The following is a 16,725-nucleotide window of genomic DNA, read 5'->3' as shown; positions in this document are numbered from 1 at the left end:
CCATGGCTTGTAGGCCATGGGCTGTGGAGGGCAGCAGTTTTCAGAATGGCCGTTGTGCGGCGGCCAGGAAGTTCTTCAGGCCACTTTCAAAAGCCAGATCCAAGCGGCCGTAGAAATCGGGCTCGTCAGGGGCCGAGCAGCTGGCCGTGCCGCCATGCAGGGTGCCGATGACGTGGCCCGATTGCGTGAACAGGGCCGAGCCGCTGCTGCCGCCCTCGGTGGTGCCATCGCCCCAGCGCACTTCGTAGTAGCGGCCGCGCCCGTCGATGGCGGCCTGGCAGCGACGCCCATCGCAGTTGGCGTAGTTCTGGGTTTCACCGCCGGAGATCTTGCCCAGTGTGCCGCTGGGGTGGTGCAGTGAGAAGACTTTCTGGATCGAGTTGTTCAGGCCCGCATCCCAGCCCGCCAGGTAGGTGCCGGCCGGTGCGGCGTCGTTGAGCACCAGCAGCGTGGCATCGAAGCCCTGGGCGACGTTGCTGGTGAACAGCAGGCGCGCGCCGCGTGTGCGGGTCGTGCGGCGCGCATCGAGGTAGGAACTGCCACAGTTGGCGGTGCGGAAGAACCAGTCGGTCTGCAGGCTGCCGGCCACCGTTTGCGAGCTGATGCAGTGGTTGGCGGTGATGAAGTAGGGGATGTCCGACTGGATGGCATCGTTGAGCAGTGTGCCTGTGCAGAAGTAGCCTTTGCCGTCCTTGACGAAGGACATGCGCGCCACGGCATCGCGCTCGGCGCTGCCGTTGGAGTAGCAGCTCATGTCCAGGTTGCAACTGCCTGCGCTGGGGATGCGCTCCTTGCTCAGGCCGGCGCGCTGCGCTGGCGTCGCTTGCAGCGCGGCATCGCTGTCGATGTCCACGAAGCGGCGCGAAATGTTGGGCAGCGCCAGTTGCAGTGCCTCGGCGGCGTTGCCGGCAGGCAGGACGATCTCCAGGGTCACTGCATCGCCGCCCAGGTCGGGCGACCACCAGGTGCGGGCAGCGTCGCCTTGCTCGCCGGCCTGGGCGTTCAGGCGCAGCACGGCGTTGATCTCTGCGCCCGTGGTTTCATAGCCTTGCGCCGTCTTGCTGTCTGGATAAAAGCGCAGCAGCGCGGCATCGGGCAGCGCCTGCACCAGCAGGCCCAGGCGAATGCCCAGGGCATCGGCGGCTTGCACGCGCAGCGCGGCCACTTGTTGGCCTTGCGCGTCCTGGCTCCAGTGCAGCAGGCTGGCCAGCTGCTGGGCCGTCTGGGCCTGTGCCACGGCTTGGGGGTGGGCGATCAGGATGGGGCCGCCCAGGGCGTCGCTCTGGGTATCTTTCTGATCTTGGGCCTGTGCATCCAGCGCCGGCAGCGCGATCTCTGCAGCCTGGCTGACGCCGGGGGCCATGTCGCTCACGGCGCGCAAGCCCGAGTCCTGGTGGCTTTTGTTGTGGTGGTAGCGGCCGTCAACCTTGGTGATGTTCAGCACCGGCGGTTGTGCGGGGGGCGGCGGCACGTAGCCGTCGTTGTGGTCGTCGCTGCCGCCACAGGCGGCCAGCACGGCGGCGCTTGCGGCCGCGATGAGCGAGATACGGAGTGTGTTGGACATGAGGCAGCTCTTTCTCAAGTGAATGGGGGCGACAGCGCTTGGGCCGGGCAGCGTGTGGCTCGGGGTCTGGCATTTCAGCGCCTGGCATGCACCGCCGGGGGCACCTTCCGTGGCAGGAGGATGCTGTGAGTGTGGCTGTGATTATGTCCCACGGCCCTGGCCGGTGTCGGGGCCAAGGTCGCCCGCCTGGGTGTAATGCCAGCGCAAAAGATGTGAGTGCCTGTTCAAAGACCCTGAAATCTGCCTGCTCCTTTGCTTGAGGCGCCAGGCTTTGGGAAAAGCGCAAGGCTTTTCAAACCTCCAGCCATTCCTTGCGGATGGCGGCGTCGGCGCGCAGTTGCTCGGGCGTTCCATCAAAGACGATGCTGCCGTGGCCCATGAGCAGGCAGCGGTCGGCGATTTCCAGGGCGATGGTGAGCTTTTGCTCGATCAGCAGCACCGAGACGCCGCGCTCGCGCAAGGTGGTGAGGAATTGGCCGACCTGCTCGACGATCTTGGGCGCCAGGCCCTCGGTGGGCTCGTCGATCAGCACCAGGTCGGGGTCGCCCATGAGGGCGCGGCACAGCGCGAGCATTTGCTGCTCGCCGCCGGAGAGCACGCCCGCCTCGGTGTGCTGGCGTTCGCGCAGGCGCGGAAACAGGCGGTAGGAGTCTTCAAAACTCCAGCGGCTGCTGCCCTTGTGCCCGCTTTTCTCGCCCAGCATGAGGTTTTGATGCACGGTGAGCTTGGGGAAGATGTCGCGGTTTTCGGGCACGTAGCCCACGCCCAGGTGGGCGATTTCATAGGGTTTTTTGCCCACCAGGTTGACGCTGCTGCCATCTGGGCGCTGCAGCAGGATCTGGCCTGTGCAATCGACCAGGCCCATGATGGCCTTGGCGGTGGTGGAGCGCCCCGAGCCGTTGCGCCCGAGCAGGGCCAGGATCTCGCCGCGGCGCACGTCGAATTGCACGCCGTGCAGGATGTGGCTTTTGCCGTAATAGGCATGCAGTTGGTCAATGCGCAGCATGCTCGCGCTCTCCTTGTGCGGGTTGGGGGGCTGTGCCCTGCAGGGCGGCGCTGGCCTGGTTTTGCGCCAGCACCGAGCCCAGGTAGGCCTCCTGCACGGCCGGGTTGGCGCGCACGTTCTCGGGCGTGTCAAAGGCGATGACCTGGCCATAGACGACCACGGCGATCTTGTCGGCCAGGCCGAAGACCACGCCCATGTCGTGCTCCACGGTCAGCAAGGTCTTGCCTTCGGTGACTTCCTTGATGAGCTCGATGAAGTGCGCAGTCTCGGTCTTGCTCATGCCGGCGGTGGGCTCGTCGAGCAGGATCACCTCGGCGCCGCCGGCGATGGTGATGCCGATCTCCAGCGCGCGCTGCTCGGCATAGGTCAGGTTCATGGCCAGCTCGTTGCGGCGCTTCTCCAGGTGCAGCCGGTGCAGCAGCGCCTCGGTGCGGGCATTGGCATCGTGCAGGTTGGCCAGAAAGCGCAAAAAGGTGTAGCGGTAACCGGTGTGCCACAGCAGGCCGCAGCGCAGGTTCTCGAACACGCTGAGCTTGGGAAAGAGGTTGCTGACCTGAAAGCTGCGCGCCAGCCCCAGGCGGTTGATCTCATAGGGCGTCTTGCCGTCGATGCGCTGCCCGCCCAGCCAGACTTCGCCGCTGCTGGGCTGCAGCCGGCCGCTGATGAGGTTGAACAGCGTGGACTTGCCCGCGCCGTTGGGGCCAATGATGGCCACGCGCTCGCCGCGCTGCACGGCCAGATCGACGCCGCGGATGATCTCGGTCTTGCCGAAGTGTTTGGTCAGGCCGCGCAGTTGCAGCGCATACGAAGTGGGGGTGTTCATGTGCTGGCTCCTGTTGGCCTGACTGCTGTTGGCGCCTCCCCGCGCTGGGCGCGCAAGTCGGCTTCGATCAGCTCTTGCTGGCGGTGCCAGACTTTGATGAAGCCGCGGCGCACCCACGCGAAGACGATGGCGCCCAGCACGGTTGCAGCCACTGTCAGCGCCCAGTGGGTCTTGTCCTGCACGTTGAGCGTCAGGCCCATGAACTTCAGCTCGGGGCTCATGATGGCGTTCATTTGCAGGTGGTAGACCATTTCGATCAGCGCGGCCAAGGCCACAAAGGCGGCAATGCCGGCCAGCGCCAGCGCCACATAGGGCAGCAGCAGCGGGCCGAAGCGGCCAAACTGCATGACGCGCACGTTGTGCATGACGATGCTGGCCACGCCGCCGGGGGCGAACATCACCATGAACAAAAAGGCCATGCCCAGATACAGCATCCAGGCCTGCGTCAGCTCCGAGAGCAGCACGGTGGCCAGCACCATCAGCACGGCGCCGATGATGGGGCCGAAGAACAGCGTGGCGCCGCCCAGGAAGGTGAACAGCAGGTAAGCGCCCGAGCGCACGGCGTTGAGGCTGTCCATGGCGGTGATGATCTCGAAATTCAGAATCATCAGCCCGCCGCCGATGCCGGCGAAAAAGCCCGAGATGATGAACGAGAGGTAGCGCACGCGCTGGGTGCTGTAGCCGATGAACTCCACGCGCTCGGGGTTGTCGCGCACGGCGTTGAGCATGCGCCCCAGCGGCGTGCGCGTGAAGGCGAACATCAGCACCGTACAGACGAAGCAATAGGCCGCGATCAGGTAGTACATCTGGATCGAGGGGCCAAAGGTGATGCCCAGGAAGGGCTGGCCCACCACGCGGTCGGTGGAGATGCCGCCCTCGCCGCCGAAGAACTCGGGGAACATCAGCGCCATGGAGGCCACCAGCTCGCCAATGCCCAGCGTGATCATTGCGAAGGTCGTGCCGGCCTTCTTGGTCGTGACGTAGCCAAACAGCGCGGCGAAGAAGGCCCCGGCCAGGCCGCCCACCAGCGGGATCAGCGTCACCGGCACGAAGAAGGCGCCGTCCCCGACTTTGTTGAGCACGTGGATGGCAATGAACGCGCCCAGACCGACGTACACGGCGTGACCGAAGCTGAGCATGCCGCCCTGGCCCAGCAACATGTTGTAGCTCAGGCAAATGATGATGAGGTAGCCCATCTGCGAGAGCATGCTCAGCGCCAGCCCGCTGGTGAAGACCTTGGGCGCCAGCAGCAGCGCCAGGGCAAAGCCGCCCCAGATGATGATGCGCCACTTGTTGAGCATGGGCACGTGGGCCGGCGCGGGCAGGTGCGCGCGTGCGTCGCCGGTCTTGGCAGTGGGGGTGTGGGTGGTGGTGTTCATGATGTCTCAACCCTCTCGTTTGCCCATCAGCCCGCGCGGGCGCAGGATCAGCATCAGCACCAGCAGCAGGTACGGCAGGATGGGCGCAACCTGGGCAATCGTCAGGCGCAGCACCGGGTAACCGAAGGTTTCGGGGCCGGCCTGCACGCCCAGGCTCTGCAACAGGCCCAGCAGCGAGTGGTCCATGGCCACGGCAAAGGTTTGCATGATGCCGATCAGCAGCGAGGCGATGAAGGCCCCGCCCAGCGAGCCCATGCCGCCAACGACCACGACCACGAAGATGATGGGGCCCACGGCCAGCGCCATGGCCGGCTCGGTGATGTAGGTGTTGCCACCGATCACGCCAGCCAGGCCGGCCAGCGCTGCGCCGCCGCCGAAGACCAGCATGAACACGCGTGGCACGTTGTGGCCCAGGGCCTCGACCATCTCCGGGTGCGTCAGCGCCGCCTGGATCACCAGGCCGATGCGCGTGCGCGTGAGCACCAGCCAGATCGACACCAGCATCAGCACCGCCACCAGCATGATGAAGGCGCGCGAGCGGGGGAACTGGGTGTCAAACAGCGTGAACAGCGGCCCTTGCAGGAATGGTGGCAGGCCATAGGGCACGGCCGCGCGGCCCCAGATCAGCTGCACGACCTCCAGCACCAGGTAGGACAGGCCGAACGTCACCAGCAGCTCGGGCACGTGGCCGAACTTGTGCACGCGCCGCAGGCAAAAGCGCTCGAACGCCGCGCCCAGCGCGCCAACCAGCAGCGGCGCAATCAGCAGCGCGGCCCAGAAGCCCACCGCATTGGAGATGACGTAGGCAAAGTACGCGCCCAGCATGTAGAAGCTCGCGTGCGCAAAGTTGAGCACGCCCATCATGCTGAAAATCAGGGTCAGGCCAGAGCTGAGCATGAACAGCAGCAGCCCATAGCTCAGCCCGTTGAGCAGCGATATGACGAAGAATTCAAAACTCATGGCTGGTCATCGGTGCGGGGGAGAGGGAAGGGCGCCAGGCCGCGCGCGGCCTGGCCGCAGCGGGCGCTGCACAGGGCAGCGCCTGGCCTGCGCCCCCATCAGGAGGGGCGCTTCATCTGGCAGGTGGTGGGCGTGCTGGCCTGCGCGGGCTCGAAGTACTGCACCGGCTGGAAGGCCAGGCCGGTGTTTTCCTGCGAGTAGGGCATGGCATCGCTGGCCTTGCTCCAGCGCGTGATGAACAGGCCTTGTTGCAGCTGGTGGTCGTCCTTGCGCATCGTCAGCGTGCCGTGCGCACCGGGGAACTCCAGCCCCTCCATGGCGGCGGCAACCTTGAGCGGATCGGTCGAGCCGGCCTTGTGCATGGCGTGCGAGAGCATGGCCAGGCCGTTGTAGACCGAGGTGGTGTACATGTCCTCCTTGAACTTGTCCTTGAAGCCCCGGGTGATCTCGCCGATCTCGCCGGGCAGGTTCATGTGGCTGTAGAACACCTCATAGACCTTGCCCTCGGCGGCCGAGCCAAAGGCCGTGGGCGAGCCGCTGGCCGTGCCGTAGTAGACGAAGAACTTGACGTCCTTGAGGCCTGCGTCGTTGGCGGCCTTGACCAGCAGCGACAAGTCCGAACCCCAGTTGCCGCTGATGACGGCATCGGCGCCGGATTGGCGAATCTTGGCGATGTAGGGTGCAAAGTCGCGCACCTGCGCCAGCGGGTGGAAGTCCTCGCCGACGATTTGCACATCCGGCGCGTACTCCTTGAGGTATTGGCGCGCATAGCGCGTGACCTGCTGGCCGTGGCCGTAGTTCTGGTTGATCAAATAAACCTTCTTGACCTCGCCTTGCTGGCCGATGAACTGCGCCAGCGCGCGCATTTTCATGGTCGTGTCGGCATCGAGGCGAAAGTGCCAATAGCTGCACTTCTCGTTGGTCATCTCCGGGTCCACGCCCGAATGGTTGATGAACACCACCTCCTTGCCCGGGTTGCGCGCGTTGTGGCGCTCCAGCGCCTCCATGATGGCCAGCGAATTGCCCGAACCATTGCCCTGCACGATGTAGCGAAAGCCCTGATCAATGGCCGAGCGCACCAGGCTGGCCGTCTCCTGCGGGCTGAGCTTGTTGTCAAAGCCCTGCACCTCGAACTTCACGCCCGCCGGGTTGTTCTTGCTCTGCGTATTGAAGTAGTCGCTGACGTACTGAAAGCTCTTGAGCTGATTGCTGCCGACCGAAGCCATCAGCCCCGAGAGCGGATCAATCCAGGCAATCTTCACCGTCTCACCCTGCTGGGCTTGGGCGCTGCCGGCCGCGCCCAGTGCGCACAGTGTGGTGGTGGCAGCAAGCACGGCGTGCCAGACGGCATTGGGGCGCTGCAAAGACATGGGGGCGATCTCCTTGAATCTTGAATGGTTGATGGGGCTGGCTGGGCAGGGCGCGCAGCATGGCGCGATCAGGGGTCTAGAGCGTGTTATGCACTTTTCGCCCCCCGCGCTCTAGCAAAGCAAGCCGCAAGGGTATCGACACGCAGGCAGCGCGGCATCGGGCAAACCCGCATCGGCGGCCCGATTTGTCACCTAAAAGACTGTTGGGCGTCGTTCTTGAGAGCCTGTTCAAAATCTTTGCACGGCGGTCAAGAGAGCTGATTTGGGCGCTCTGCTGCGTTGCAAAGCCTCGCCATAGCCCCAGCTATGGCTGCGTTTTGCGCCTTGCAGCCCACCCCAAACCGCTTCTTGCCCGCTCGCGCCGAGATTTTGAACAGGCTCTGAGCGGCAGCGCAGCCCCGGTTTGCACCGATACTTGGCAAAGGCCTTGCGCAGGCATCATGCGCAGGCTCTCCAGGCCTGTTTAGCCCATTCTTCACACTGCCCCCATGAACGACGCCTTGCTTCAAGCCGCCATGCCCGACCGCCTGCTCTACAGCCTGGATCTGATGGGCACCGTGGTATTCGCACTCAGCGGCGTGCTGCTGGCGCGCCGCCTGCACATGGACGGCTTTGGCCTGCTGGTGCTGGCCACAGTCACCGCCATTGGCGGCGGCACCATCCGTGACCTGGTGCTGGGCGTGCGCCCGGTGTTCTGGGTCACCCAGCCCGAATACCTGATGCTGATCGTGGCCACCTGCGTGCTGGCCGTGCCATTGCTGCGCCCGCTCTCGCACGAGCGTGTGGGCTGGCTACTGCTGCGCGCCGATGCCCTGGGCCTGGCCACCTTCACGGCCATCGGCGCCAACAAGGCCTTGCAGCTGGGCGCGCCGGGCATCGTCGCCGTGGCCATGGGCGTGCTCACCGGCGTGGGCGGCGGCATGATCCGCGACGTGCTCGCGCGCGAAGTGCCCATGGTGCTGTGCCGCGAGGTCTATGCCACAGCCGGCATCGCCGGCGGCCTGGTGCTGGTGCTCAGCCATGCCTGGTGGGGCGATGCGCGCTGGGCCATGCTGGCCTGCATGGTGGTCACGCTGCTCATCCGCCTGGCGGCGCTGCGCTGGCACTGGCATCTGCCCAGCTTCGGCGGTCTGGAGCGCCCATGACTGGAGCGCCTATGAGTGCCCGCGCGCGCCATCGTGTGCAAGAGGCCCGCTAATGCGCTGGTGGTCCTTTTTCTGGGTGCAACTGGCCGCCGCGCTGGCGCTGCTGTGGCTGAGCGGCCAGGGCTGGCTGGCGCTGCTGGGCGCCTGGTGCGCCGCCTGGCTGTGGTGGCTGTGGCAGGCTTGGCAGCAGGCGCGGCTGCTGCGCTGGCTGCGCCGCGATGGCCTGCCAGCCGAGTCGCCCGCGCCGTCAGCCGAGCAGCCAGCGCCGCGCCTGTTTGGCATCTGGGCCGAGCTGCAGTATTTCTGGCGCAAGCGCCAGCAACAGCACCAGCGCAGCCAGGCCCAATTGCAGGCCAACCTGCAAGAGCTGCGCCAGGCCATCCAGGCCACGCCCAATGGCGTGATGTTGCTCGATGCGCAATGGGCCATCGAATGGTTGGATGGCCAAGCCTGTGCGCACTTCGGCCTCGACGCGCACAAAGACCAGGGGCAAAACCTGCTGACCCTGGTGCGCGACCCCGAATTTGCCAGCTACTGCACCGTGGGCGACTTCCGCGAACGCCTGCACATGGACGGGCGTAGCCTGGACGCGCACGGCCTGCCCGGGCGCAGCAGACTGGCCGTGCAAATCTTCCCCTACGGCGAGGGCAAGCGCCTGCTGCTGTCGCAGGACGAAACCCATGTGCAACACAACGAAGCCATGCGGCGCGACTTCATCGCCAACGTCTCGCACGAAATCCGCACCCCGCTGACCATCTTCGCCGGTTACGTCGAAACCCTGCAAACCCTGCCACTGACGCCCGAGCAGTGCATGCACTACTACGGCCGCATGCGCCAACAGACCCAGCGCATGCAAGTGCTGGTGGAGGACTTGCTGACCCTCTCGCGCCTGGAAGGCAGCCCGCTGCCCAGCCTGGGCGAATTCATCGAAGTGCAAACCATGCTGCTGCGCTGCCGCGACGAGGCGCTGGCCCTCTCGGCCTCGCTGGCGGCGCTGCCAGCAGGCGCTGGCACTGGCGCTGGCGCTGCGGCAGCGTCGGCCACATCGACTGCGGCATCGACTGCCACATCGAACACCGGCGGCCAGCCCCAGCACCGCATCACACTGCACTACGCCGACGACAGCCAGGGCCTGCAACTGGACTTTGCGCCAGCCCAGCCCAGCCCGGCATGGCCAGAACAGCCCGGCCGCATTGCCGGGGCCGACAAGGAAATCCACAGCGCCTTCTCCAACCTGATCGCCAACGCCGTGCGCTACACCCCGGCCGGCGGGCGCATCGACCTGCACTGGCGCTGGCTGGCCGACGGCAGCGCCCGCTTTACCGTGCAAGACAGCGGCCCAGGCATCGCCGCCGAACACCTGCCGCGCCTGACCGAGCGCTTCTACCGCATCGACCGCAGCCGCTCACGCGGAACTGGCGGCACCGGGCTGGGGCTGGCCATCGTCAAACACGTCGTGCAGCGCCACGGCGGCCAGCTCCACATCCAGAGCACCCCCGGCAGCGGCTCACAGTTCACCATCGAACTGCCCGCCGCCCGCCTGCAAACCCCGGCAGCCCTGGCCGAACAGGAACAACAACGCGCCCAACGCGAACGCCTGCTGGAGCGCTGAAATATCGAACAGGTTTTGAAGGAAAGCCGGCCCAGGCCCGCTGCCCTCCACAGGCTCAGCCCGACAGCAGCCACAGCCGCAGCTTGGCGCGCAGCCACTGGGCGTGCGACTGCGTCAGTTCGTTGCTGGCCTCTTGCCAGTCCAGCAGGGCGCGGTGCAATGCCACGGCGTCGAGCACGCCGTGCTGGTACAGCGCCTCGTTGGACTGGACCACGCGCTGGCTGATGGTGTAGAGGCGGCTGGCTGCCCCCAGCCGCAGCAGGCTGGTTTGTGCCTGGGTATAGGCCTCCAGCAGCTCGCGCTCGGCCTCCAGGCGGGCGGCATCCAGCGCCATGCGGGCGGATTCTCGCGTGGCCGTGGCGCTGCGAATGCGGTAAGTGCTGGCAAAGCCTTCCCACAGCGGGATGGTCAGCGTCAGGCCGGCGCTGTGCTCACGGCTGCTGCGGCCCAGCAAAGGCTGGGCCGGGCGGCCGTTGCGATAGTGGCCGTAGGTGGCATCCAGCCGGGGCATGGCCTCCGATTGCACGGCCTGGGCGCTGGCGGCGGCGGTTTCCAGCGCGGCGGCCGCTTCGAGCACGGCAGGGCTGGATTCGCGGGCCTGCAGCAGCCATCGCGGCAGGCTGCGCTGCAGGGTCTGGGCAATGGCGGCTGGCTGCGGGGCCTCTGGCCCGGCCATGGCCTGCTGGCTGGGCCAGGCCGCCAGCTCCTCGGGGATGTCCTCCAGCACGATGGGCTGCAGTGGCGCCAGTCCGGTGAGGCTGCGCAGGCGCTGCGCCAGCATGGCCAACTCGGCCTGGATTTTTTCGCCCTCCAGCTCGTGGCGCGCACTGCTGGCCTGGGCTTGCAGCAGGCCATGGTTGCTCTCGGCCCCCTGGGCATGGCGGCGCTGCACGGCGGCGGCGATGGCCTGCCCGGTCTGGGCGATGTGCTGCTGGCGCCGCCACTGCGCCTGCGTGGCCTGGGCCTGCACGTAGGTGTCCAACACGTTGGCGGCAATGCTGCGGATGGCCCCTTGCTGCGCCGCCAGTGCGGCGCGCAGCTGGGCCTGTGCGGCGCGGCTGTGGGCGCTGCGTGCGCCGAAGTCGAACACCCGCCAGGACAGCGTCAGGCTTTGCGTGCTGGCCCACATCTTGGCGCTGCTCTGGCCGCCATCCATGCGACTGCGGCTGTATTGGCGCGACAACGAAGCCGATGCCTGCGGCCACTGGCTGCTGCGCGCCAGCCCCAGCTGGGCACTGGCGCGGGCGATGTTCATCCAGCTGGCGCGCACCTGTGGGTTCAGGCACAGGGCCAGGCGCAGCGCCTGCGCCAGCGGCAGCGCCATGGCTGGGTCGGTGGATTCGGCGGATTGGGCCTGGGCGTCGGTCGCGGCGATGAGCAAGGCGCCCTCGGGCAGTGGCTGGGCGGCCAGGGCCTCAGCGCCCTGCGCCAGCCGGTCGTGGCGCTGCAGGGTGTCACCAGGCGCAAAAGCCCCCAGCGCCTGCGAGGCCGCCAGGCAGTCGAGCTGCGCAGCAGGCAAGCTCGGCACGCCTTGCGCCGAGCGCAAGGCTGCCTGCGGCAGGCGCGGCGGCGTGAGCAGATCCTTGCCCCAGGGCTGCTGCCATTGGGCAGGGCGGGCGCCCAGCGGATCCTCCATGGGGGCGATCCAGCGCCGCCAGCCATGCTCTTGCTCTTGCCAAGCTGCGCTGCTCGTGGTTGTGCTTGCCCCTGCATGGCTTTGGGCAGCAGGCGCAGGCACGGCGCTTGTTGTGTGGGTTGGGGCGGCATCGGCGGCGCTGTGCGCTGGTGCAGCCCGGCACAGCGCCGGGCGGAGCTGCTGGTTCGCCTTGCCCGCCTGCGCCGGCTCGGAATTGGCACAGGCCGGCCTTGCTGGCGCAGCCGCCCATGCGGGGCCGGGCAGGCACAGGCCGGCGGCCAGCACAGCGCAGCAAAGCGCGCTGGCCGCAGCGACCGGCCTGATGCGAGGCGACTGCGACAGGGGCTGCGGCAGGGGCTGTGACAGGGGCGGGGCGTCAGCGTTCATCCAGGGCCTCATGTGCGTGCTGCATCAACGGGCTGAGCACGTATTCGATCACGCGCCGCTCGCCGGTCTTGATCTCGGCCGTGATGGCCATGCCCGGCACGATGGGGGCCTGCCGCCCCTGCACCGGCAGGCTTTGCTGCTCCATGGCGATGCGCACCGCATACAGCAGGCCGCGCTGCTCATCGGCAATGGCGTCGCGCGAGATGTGCTGCACCCTCCCAGGCAGCGTGCCGTACTTGGTGTACTCGAAGGCCTGCACTTTCAAGGCCACGGGCTGGCCGACGGCGAGAAAACCCACGTCCTTGTTTTCGACGAAGGCCTCGACCTCCAGCGGCCCCTGCTGCGGCACGATCTGCATGATGGGCTGCGCCGCTGGCACCACGCCGCCCAGCGTGTGGATGGCCAGTTGCTGCACCGTGCCGTCCACCGGCGCCGTGATGTGCAGCAAGGCGCTGCTGGCGGCGCTGCGCTCGATGTCCTGGCGGGCCGCATCGATCACGCGCCGCGCCTGGGCGATCTCGTCCATGGCCTGGCGGCGGGTCTGCGCCAGCAGCACCTGGCGCTGGTTGCGCGCATCGTTCAGTCGCGCCTGGATCGCCAGCGCCGCCTGCTGGCGCTCCTGCCAGGCATCTTGCGAGACATCGCGCGACTGCGCCAGCTTGCGGTAGCGCTCGGCCTGGCTGCTGGCCAGCGGCAAGGCCTGGCGCTGGATGCGCAGCTCATCGTCGAGCAGGCGCAGCCGGGCCGCCACGTCCTCGTACTGCGCCAGCACATGCCGCGCCGCCTCGGCATGCTCGGCCTGGGCAACGCGCGCCCCATGGGCCGCGTTGATCGCCTGCAGCGTCGGCAGGCGCGGGCGTCGGCCCAGCTCCAGCGCCTGCAGCAAGGCCTGGTTGCGCGCCTGCACCAACGCCGCCTGATTGAGCTCGTTGTGCGCCTTGCCCTGCTCGGCCTCCACCAGGCGCGTATCCAGTTGCAGCAGCAAATCGCCCGCGCGCACCGATTGGCCCTCGCGCACGCGCAGCTGCGCCACCCGCCCCGTTTCCACCGCGGCTACCGTCTTGGTGCGCTCGCTGAGCACCACCTTGCCCTCGGCCTGCACGATGATGTCCATGCGCCCCAGCAGCGACCACAGCAGCACCGCCAGCGCCAGCAGCATCAGCAGCCAGGCGATCAAGCGCAGCGTGGGCGAGACGGGCCGCTCCTGCACCGCCAGCGCAGCGGGCAGGAACTCCGCCTCGTCCTCGTGCAGCAGGCCTGCCGGCCGCTGGCGCCGGTGTCGCCAGTGAAAGGCCAGCACCCGCCCATACCGCCCCCACAAGGCCGCCCAGGCCCCCAGGTAGTGGCGCAGGCTCATGGCGCGCCCTCTGGCCCGCCGGGCGGGGGCGCGCTGTTGCCGCGCCGCAGCACCACCACGCGCTGCGCTGCCTGGGCTGCGGCGTTTTCGCTTGCGGTTATTGCTGTGTTTTCTGTTTCGTTTGGGGGGAGGCCAGGGGGCGCGCTGGCTGGCGCGGCTTTGCCTGCCGCAGGCCCGGCGCCAGGCCCATCATCAGGTACACCGTCAGGCCCGGCACTGGCCTTGTCGCCCGGCGCCGGCCCCTGCTGCAGGCGGTACAGGTGCGTGTAAATGCCCTGTGGGTTTTGCAGCAGCTGCTCGTGTGGGCCGATCTCGGCGATTTCGCCGCGCTCCATCACCACGATGCGATCGGCATGCCGCACTGCCGAGAGCCGGTGCGCAATGATCAGCACCGTGCGCCCCTGGCAGATCTGCTGCATGTTGTCCTGGATGATGCGCTCGGACTCATAGTCCAGCGCGCTGGTGGCCTCGTCGAAGATCAGCACGCGCGGGTCGCCCAGCAGGGCGCGCGCAATCGCAATGCGCTGGCGCTGCCCGCCCGAGAGATTGGCGCCGTGCTCGCCCACCTGCGTGTCATAGCCCTCGGGCAGCTCACAGATGAAATCGTGCGCCCCGGCCAGCCGCGCAGCCGCCATCACCGCCTCGATCGGGCAGGCCGGATCGGCCAGCGCGATGTTCTCGCGCACGCTGCGGTTGAACAGCACGTTCTCCTGCAGCACCACGCCGATCTGGTGGCGCAGCGAGGCCGTGTCGGCAATGGCAATGTCCTGCCCATCGACCAGCACCCGCCCGCGCTCGGGCACATACAGGCGCTGCGCCAGCCGCGTCAGCGTGCTCTTGCCCGAGCCCGAGCGCCCGACGATGCCGATCACCTCGCCCGGCGCCACCTTCAGGCTCACGCCGCGCAGCACCTGCGCCGCATCGGGACGGTAGCGAAACGAGATCTGATCGAACTCGATCGCCCCGGCCAGGCGCGGCAGCCGCGTGCGCTGCGCGCCGGCCAGCTCCGTGGGCGTGTTGAGAATGTCGCCCAGCCGCGCCATGGAAATGCCCACCTGCTGGAAGTCGTTCCACAGCTGCGCCAGCCGGATGATGGGCGCAGCCACCTGGCCGGCCAGCATGTTGAAGGCAATCAACTGCCCCACCGTCAGCTGCCCTTGCAGCACCTGCCGCGCGCCGATCCACAAAATCCCCACCGTCACCAGCTTGCTCACCAGCATCACGCTGTTGCCCGCCAGATTGGCAATATTGGCGGTGGACAGCGAGGCGCTCACATACCCGGCCAGCTGCCGGTCCCAGCGCTCCTGCCAGCGCGGCTCCACCGCCATCGCCTTGATGGTGTTCACCCCCGCGATCGACTCCACCAGGAACGCCTGATTCTCCGCCCCGCGGTTGAACTTCTCATTCAAGCGCGCGCGCAAAATCGGCGTGAAAAACAGCGACAGCAGGAAATACACCGGGATCGAGGCCAGCACCACCAGCGTCAGATCCACGCTGTACCACAGCATCACCGCCAGAAACACCACCGAGAACAGCCCATCGAGCAGCACCGTCATCGCCTGGCTGGTCAAAAACGCGCGAATGCTCTCCAGCTCGCGCACCCGCGCCACCGAATCGCCCACGCGCCGGCTCTGGAAATACGCCATCGGCAAGCCCAGCAAATGGCGAAACAGCCGCGCGCCCAGCTCCACGTCCATCTTGCTGCTGGTGTGCGCCACCACATACGTGCGTATGGCCCCCAGCAGCACCTCGAACACCGTGGCCAGCAGCAACCCCACGGCCACCACGTTCAGCGTCTGCATCGCGTGGTTGACCAGCACCTTGTCCATCACCACCTGGAAAAACAGCGGCGTCACCAGCGCCACCAGCTGCAGCACCAGCGACACTAGCAGCACCTCGCCCAGTAGGCCGCGGTATTTGACCAGCGCCGGGATGAACCAGCTGAAATCAAAGCGCGCCAACTCGCCCGCATAGCTGGCGCGGCTCGTCAGCAGCACCGCCTCGCCCGTGCCCAGGGCCAGGAACTCCTGCTGCGTCAACACCTGGGGCGCTTGTCCTGGCCACTGCACCAGCATGCGCAGCCCCGCCGCCCCTGCCGCCCCCGCCAGCCCTGGCGGCGCAGCCGTTACCTGCTCGGCCTGGGCGCTCGCGGCTGGCGCCGGCGCCGTTCGCGCCCAGACGAAAAAACGCCCATCGGCCGCCGGGCAAATCGCCGGCAGCGGAATGAACGGCAGGCGCTCGGGCCGCAGCCTGTGCCGCCGGGCCTTGAAGCCCACCGCCTGCGCGGCCAGCAACAAAGTGCGCACATCCGCCACCGCGCCGAACTGGTGGCGCAACTGCGCCCGATCCAGCGGCATATGGTGCAACTGCGCCACCAGCTCAAGGCATTGCAGCGCATCGTCGGCAGGCGCGGCGGGTGCGGCGGATGCAGAGGGCGATGAGGCGTGCATGGCGGAAAGCTCGAAAATCCATTCAACCCAAGAGCGGGCAACAATCAAAGAGAAACCACTGTAACCGAGTGCGCAGCCAGCAAAAGAGAAATGGATGGGTTTTCTTTTTATTTGTCAAATTTTCACAATCTACCGCGCCAGGCACGTCAAGTAATTCACATTGAATTGACGCTTCTGTCTAGGGTAAACCATGGCGGCGTACATCTTTGACGATGTTTGACATTAACCCTCTGTACCCACTGGCAGCGACGGGCTATAAAAACGTAACGAATCGCAGGTGAAAGAAAGATCTCATGGTTGTCATTCCCATCGTCTTCATGTGGCTGTGCTATTTGGGTCTGAGCCTTTGGCTGGCGCGGATCTTCAACAAGATGGCGCGGGATGAAAAGCACCGTTTCAGGTATCCAGGGCTGATCGTGATGCTGATCATGTGGCTTCCGGTGCTGTGGGATGCGCCTTTGCAGGAGATGAAATACCGCAAGCTGTGCCGGGAGGAGGTGGGCTTGAGGGTGTTCAAGACGCCGGAGCAATGGGACCAGGAGCATGGGGGGCTATTGAAGACTCTGACTCCTGTGGAAGGAAGTAAAAGCATATCTATTAGGAAAGATTATCGTAGATATTTTTTAAATGAGAGATTTGCATTTGACTCTGTGTCAACCCCGATAGGCTATAGACTGATTGAAAGAAGGAAGGAGGTTATTGATTTGATTGATGGAGAGGTGATGATTAGGTTTTTAGACTTTGATGCAGGCCCTTTGCATCATATTCCAAGTTTCGGGAGAATATGGCTGAATAAGCCTAGTTGCAGGCACAACAAAGAAATTCCTAGGAGCTCGGAAATATTGAGTATGAGGTCAAAATTTTCTAGCATGGAGTCGAAATTTAGAGGGAGATAAAAATGGAATTTTTAAAAATGAAACTTTCTGCGCATGAAGCGGCTCTGTTGTCTGAAGCATGTTATACAGACTTTGATCCTGGTGATGATGGGGTTTTGAGTAATGATGAAATTAAAGGGCAACTAGTTGGAAAAGGTTTC

At 66.1% G+C, this 16,725-nt stretch carries 12 protein-coding genes; 3 read left to right on the top strand and 9 right to left on the bottom strand.

Features of this window, described 5'->3' with window-relative positions; translation table 11 throughout:
• Positions 1-40 precede the first annotated feature (40 nt).
• The 6 genes from CLI93_RS14220 to CLI93_RS14195 form a co-directional block, all read right to left on the bottom strand.
• Entirely contained in the window at positions 41-1,564 is a 1,524-nt protein-coding gene (locus CLI93_RS14220) for a trypsin-like serine peptidase (protein WP_095543333.1), read from the bottom strand.
• Positions 1,565-1,856: 292 nt separating this feature from the next.
• Positions 1,857-2,570, bottom strand: a complete 714-nt coding sequence (locus CLI93_RS14215) for an ABC transporter ATP-binding protein (RefSeq protein ID WP_095543334.1) — start codon at positions 2,568-2,570, stop codon at positions 1,857-1,859.
• Positions 2,557-3,393, bottom strand: coding sequence for an ABC transporter ATP-binding protein (locus tag CLI93_RS14210; RefSeq protein WP_095543335.1), 837 nt, complete (start codon positions 3,391-3,393; stop codon positions 2,557-2,559). The genes CLI93_RS14215 and CLI93_RS14210 overlap by 14 nt, the downstream gene beginning before the upstream one ends.
• A complete protein-coding gene (locus CLI93_RS14205) occupies positions 3,390-4,772 on the bottom strand; it encodes a branched-chain amino acid ABC transporter permease (RefSeq protein ID WP_095543336.1) in 1,383 nt (460 codons plus the stop codon). The genes CLI93_RS14210 and CLI93_RS14205 overlap by 4 nt, the downstream gene beginning before the upstream one ends.
• A gap of 6 nt (positions 4,773-4,778) precedes the next feature.
• Positions 4,779-5,732: a branched-chain amino acid ABC transporter permease gene (locus tag CLI93_RS14200; protein ID WP_095543337.1), complete on the bottom strand. Its 954-nt coding sequence runs from the start codon at positions 5,730-5,732 to the stop codon at positions 4,779-4,781.
• 98 nt (positions 5,733-5,830) lie between these two features.
• Positions 5,831-7,102, bottom strand: a complete 1,272-nt coding sequence (locus tag CLI93_RS14195) for a branched-chain amino acid ABC transporter substrate-binding protein (RefSeq protein WP_095543338.1) — start codon at positions 7,100-7,102, stop codon at positions 5,831-5,833.
• A gap of 488 nt (positions 7,103-7,590) precedes the next feature.
• Here CLI93_RS14195 and CLI93_RS14190 point away from each other — a divergent pair, with 488 nt between their 5' ends.
• A complete protein-coding gene (locus CLI93_RS14190; RefSeq protein WP_238945049.1) occupies positions 7,591-8,247 on the top strand; it encodes a trimeric intracellular cation channel family protein in 657 nt (218 codons plus the stop codon).
• Positions 8,248-8,299: 52 nt separating this feature from the next.
• Entirely contained in the window at positions 8,300-9,859 is a 1,560-nt protein-coding gene (locus tag CLI93_RS15490) for an ATP-binding protein (RefSeq protein WP_095543339.1), read from the top strand.
• Positions 9,860-9,914: 55 nt separating this feature from the next.
• Here the strand turns inward: CLI93_RS15490 and CLI93_RS14180 are convergent, their stop codons facing one another.
• Genes CLI93_RS14180 through CLI93_RS14170 form a run of 3 tightly spaced genes read right to left on the bottom strand, consistent with a single transcriptional unit; the run spans position 9,915 to position 15,689 of the window.
• A complete protein-coding gene (locus tag CLI93_RS14180; RefSeq protein WP_172424345.1) occupies positions 9,915-11,882 on the bottom strand; it encodes a TolC family protein in 1,968 nt (655 codons plus the stop codon).
• Entirely contained in the window at positions 11,872-13,239 is a 1,368-nt protein-coding gene (locus CLI93_RS14175; protein ID WP_095543341.1) for an HlyD family type I secretion periplasmic adaptor subunit, read from the bottom strand. Before CLI93_RS14175 ends, CLI93_RS14180 begins: the two co-directional genes overlap by 11 nt.
• Complete coding sequence (locus tag CLI93_RS14170; protein ID WP_095543342.1) at positions 13,236-15,689, bottom strand: type I secretion system permease/ATPase; 2,454 nt, start codon at positions 15,687-15,689, stop codon at positions 13,236-13,238. Before CLI93_RS14170 ends, CLI93_RS14175 begins: the two co-directional genes overlap by 4 nt.
• 293 nt (positions 15,690-15,982) lie before the next feature.
• Between CLI93_RS14170 and CLI93_RS14165 the strand changes: the two genes are divergently transcribed.
• Positions 15,983-16,585, top strand: coding sequence for a hypothetical protein (locus CLI93_RS14165; RefSeq protein ID WP_095543343.1), 603 nt, complete (start codon positions 15,983-15,985; stop codon positions 16,583-16,585).
• Positions 16,586-16,725: the final 140 nt, after the last annotated feature.

The sequence above is a fragment of the Vandammella animalimorsus genome, from assembly GCF_002288875.1.
Classification (GTDB): domain Bacteria; phylum Pseudomonadota; class Gammaproteobacteria; order Burkholderiales; family Burkholderiaceae_C; genus Lampropedia; species Lampropedia animalimorsus.
Note: the sequence above shows the minus strand (reverse complement) of the source record. Positions and strands in the feature narration are given on the sequence as shown.

Bases quoted from the DNA above. Each gene is read 5' to 3' on its own strand.
- CLI93_RS14170 (WP_095543342.1), bottom strand. From the start codon at position 15,689: ATGCACGCCTCATCGCCCTCTGCATCCGCCGCACCCGCCGCGCCTGCC.
- CLI93_RS14190 (WP_238945049.1), top strand. From the start codon at position 7,591: ATGAACGACGCCTTGCTTCAAGCCGCCATGCCCGACCGCCTGCTCTAC.
- CLI93_RS14205 (WP_095543336.1), bottom strand. From the start codon at position 4,772: ATGAACACCACCACCCACACCCCCACTGCCAAGACCGGCGACGCACGC.
- CLI93_RS14220 (WP_095543333.1), bottom strand. From the start codon at position 1,564: ATGTCCAACACACTCCGTATCTCGCTCATCGCGGCCGCAAGCGCCGCC.
- CLI93_RS14210 (WP_095543335.1), bottom strand. From the start codon at position 3,393: ATGAACACCCCCACTTCGTATGCGCTGCAACTGCGCGGCCTGACCAAA.
- CLI93_RS14175 (WP_095543341.1), bottom strand. From the start codon at position 13,239: ATGAGCCTGCGCCACTACCTGGGGGCCTGGGCGGCCTTGTGGGGGCGG.
- CLI93_RS14165 (WP_095543343.1), top strand. From the start codon at position 15,983: ATGGTTGTCATTCCCATCGTCTTCATGTGGCTGTGCTATTTGGGTCTG.
- CLI93_RS14180 (WP_172424345.1), bottom strand. From the start codon at position 11,882: ATGAACGCTGACGCCCCGCCCCTGTCACAGCCCCTGCCGCAGCCCCTG.
- CLI93_RS14215 (WP_095543334.1), bottom strand. From the start codon at position 2,570: ATGCTGCGCATTGACCAACTGCATGCCTATTACGGCAAAAGCCACATC.
- CLI93_RS14195 (WP_095543338.1), bottom strand. From the start codon at position 7,102: ATGTCTTTGCAGCGCCCCAATGCCGTCTGGCACGCCGTGCTTGCTGCC.
- CLI93_RS15490 (WP_095543339.1), top strand. From the start codon at position 8,300: ATGCGCTGGTGGTCCTTTTTCTGGGTGCAACTGGCCGCCGCGCTGGCG.
- CLI93_RS14200 (WP_095543337.1), bottom strand. From the start codon at position 5,732: ATGAGTTTTGAATTCTTCGTCATATCGCTGCTCAACGGGCTGAGCTAT.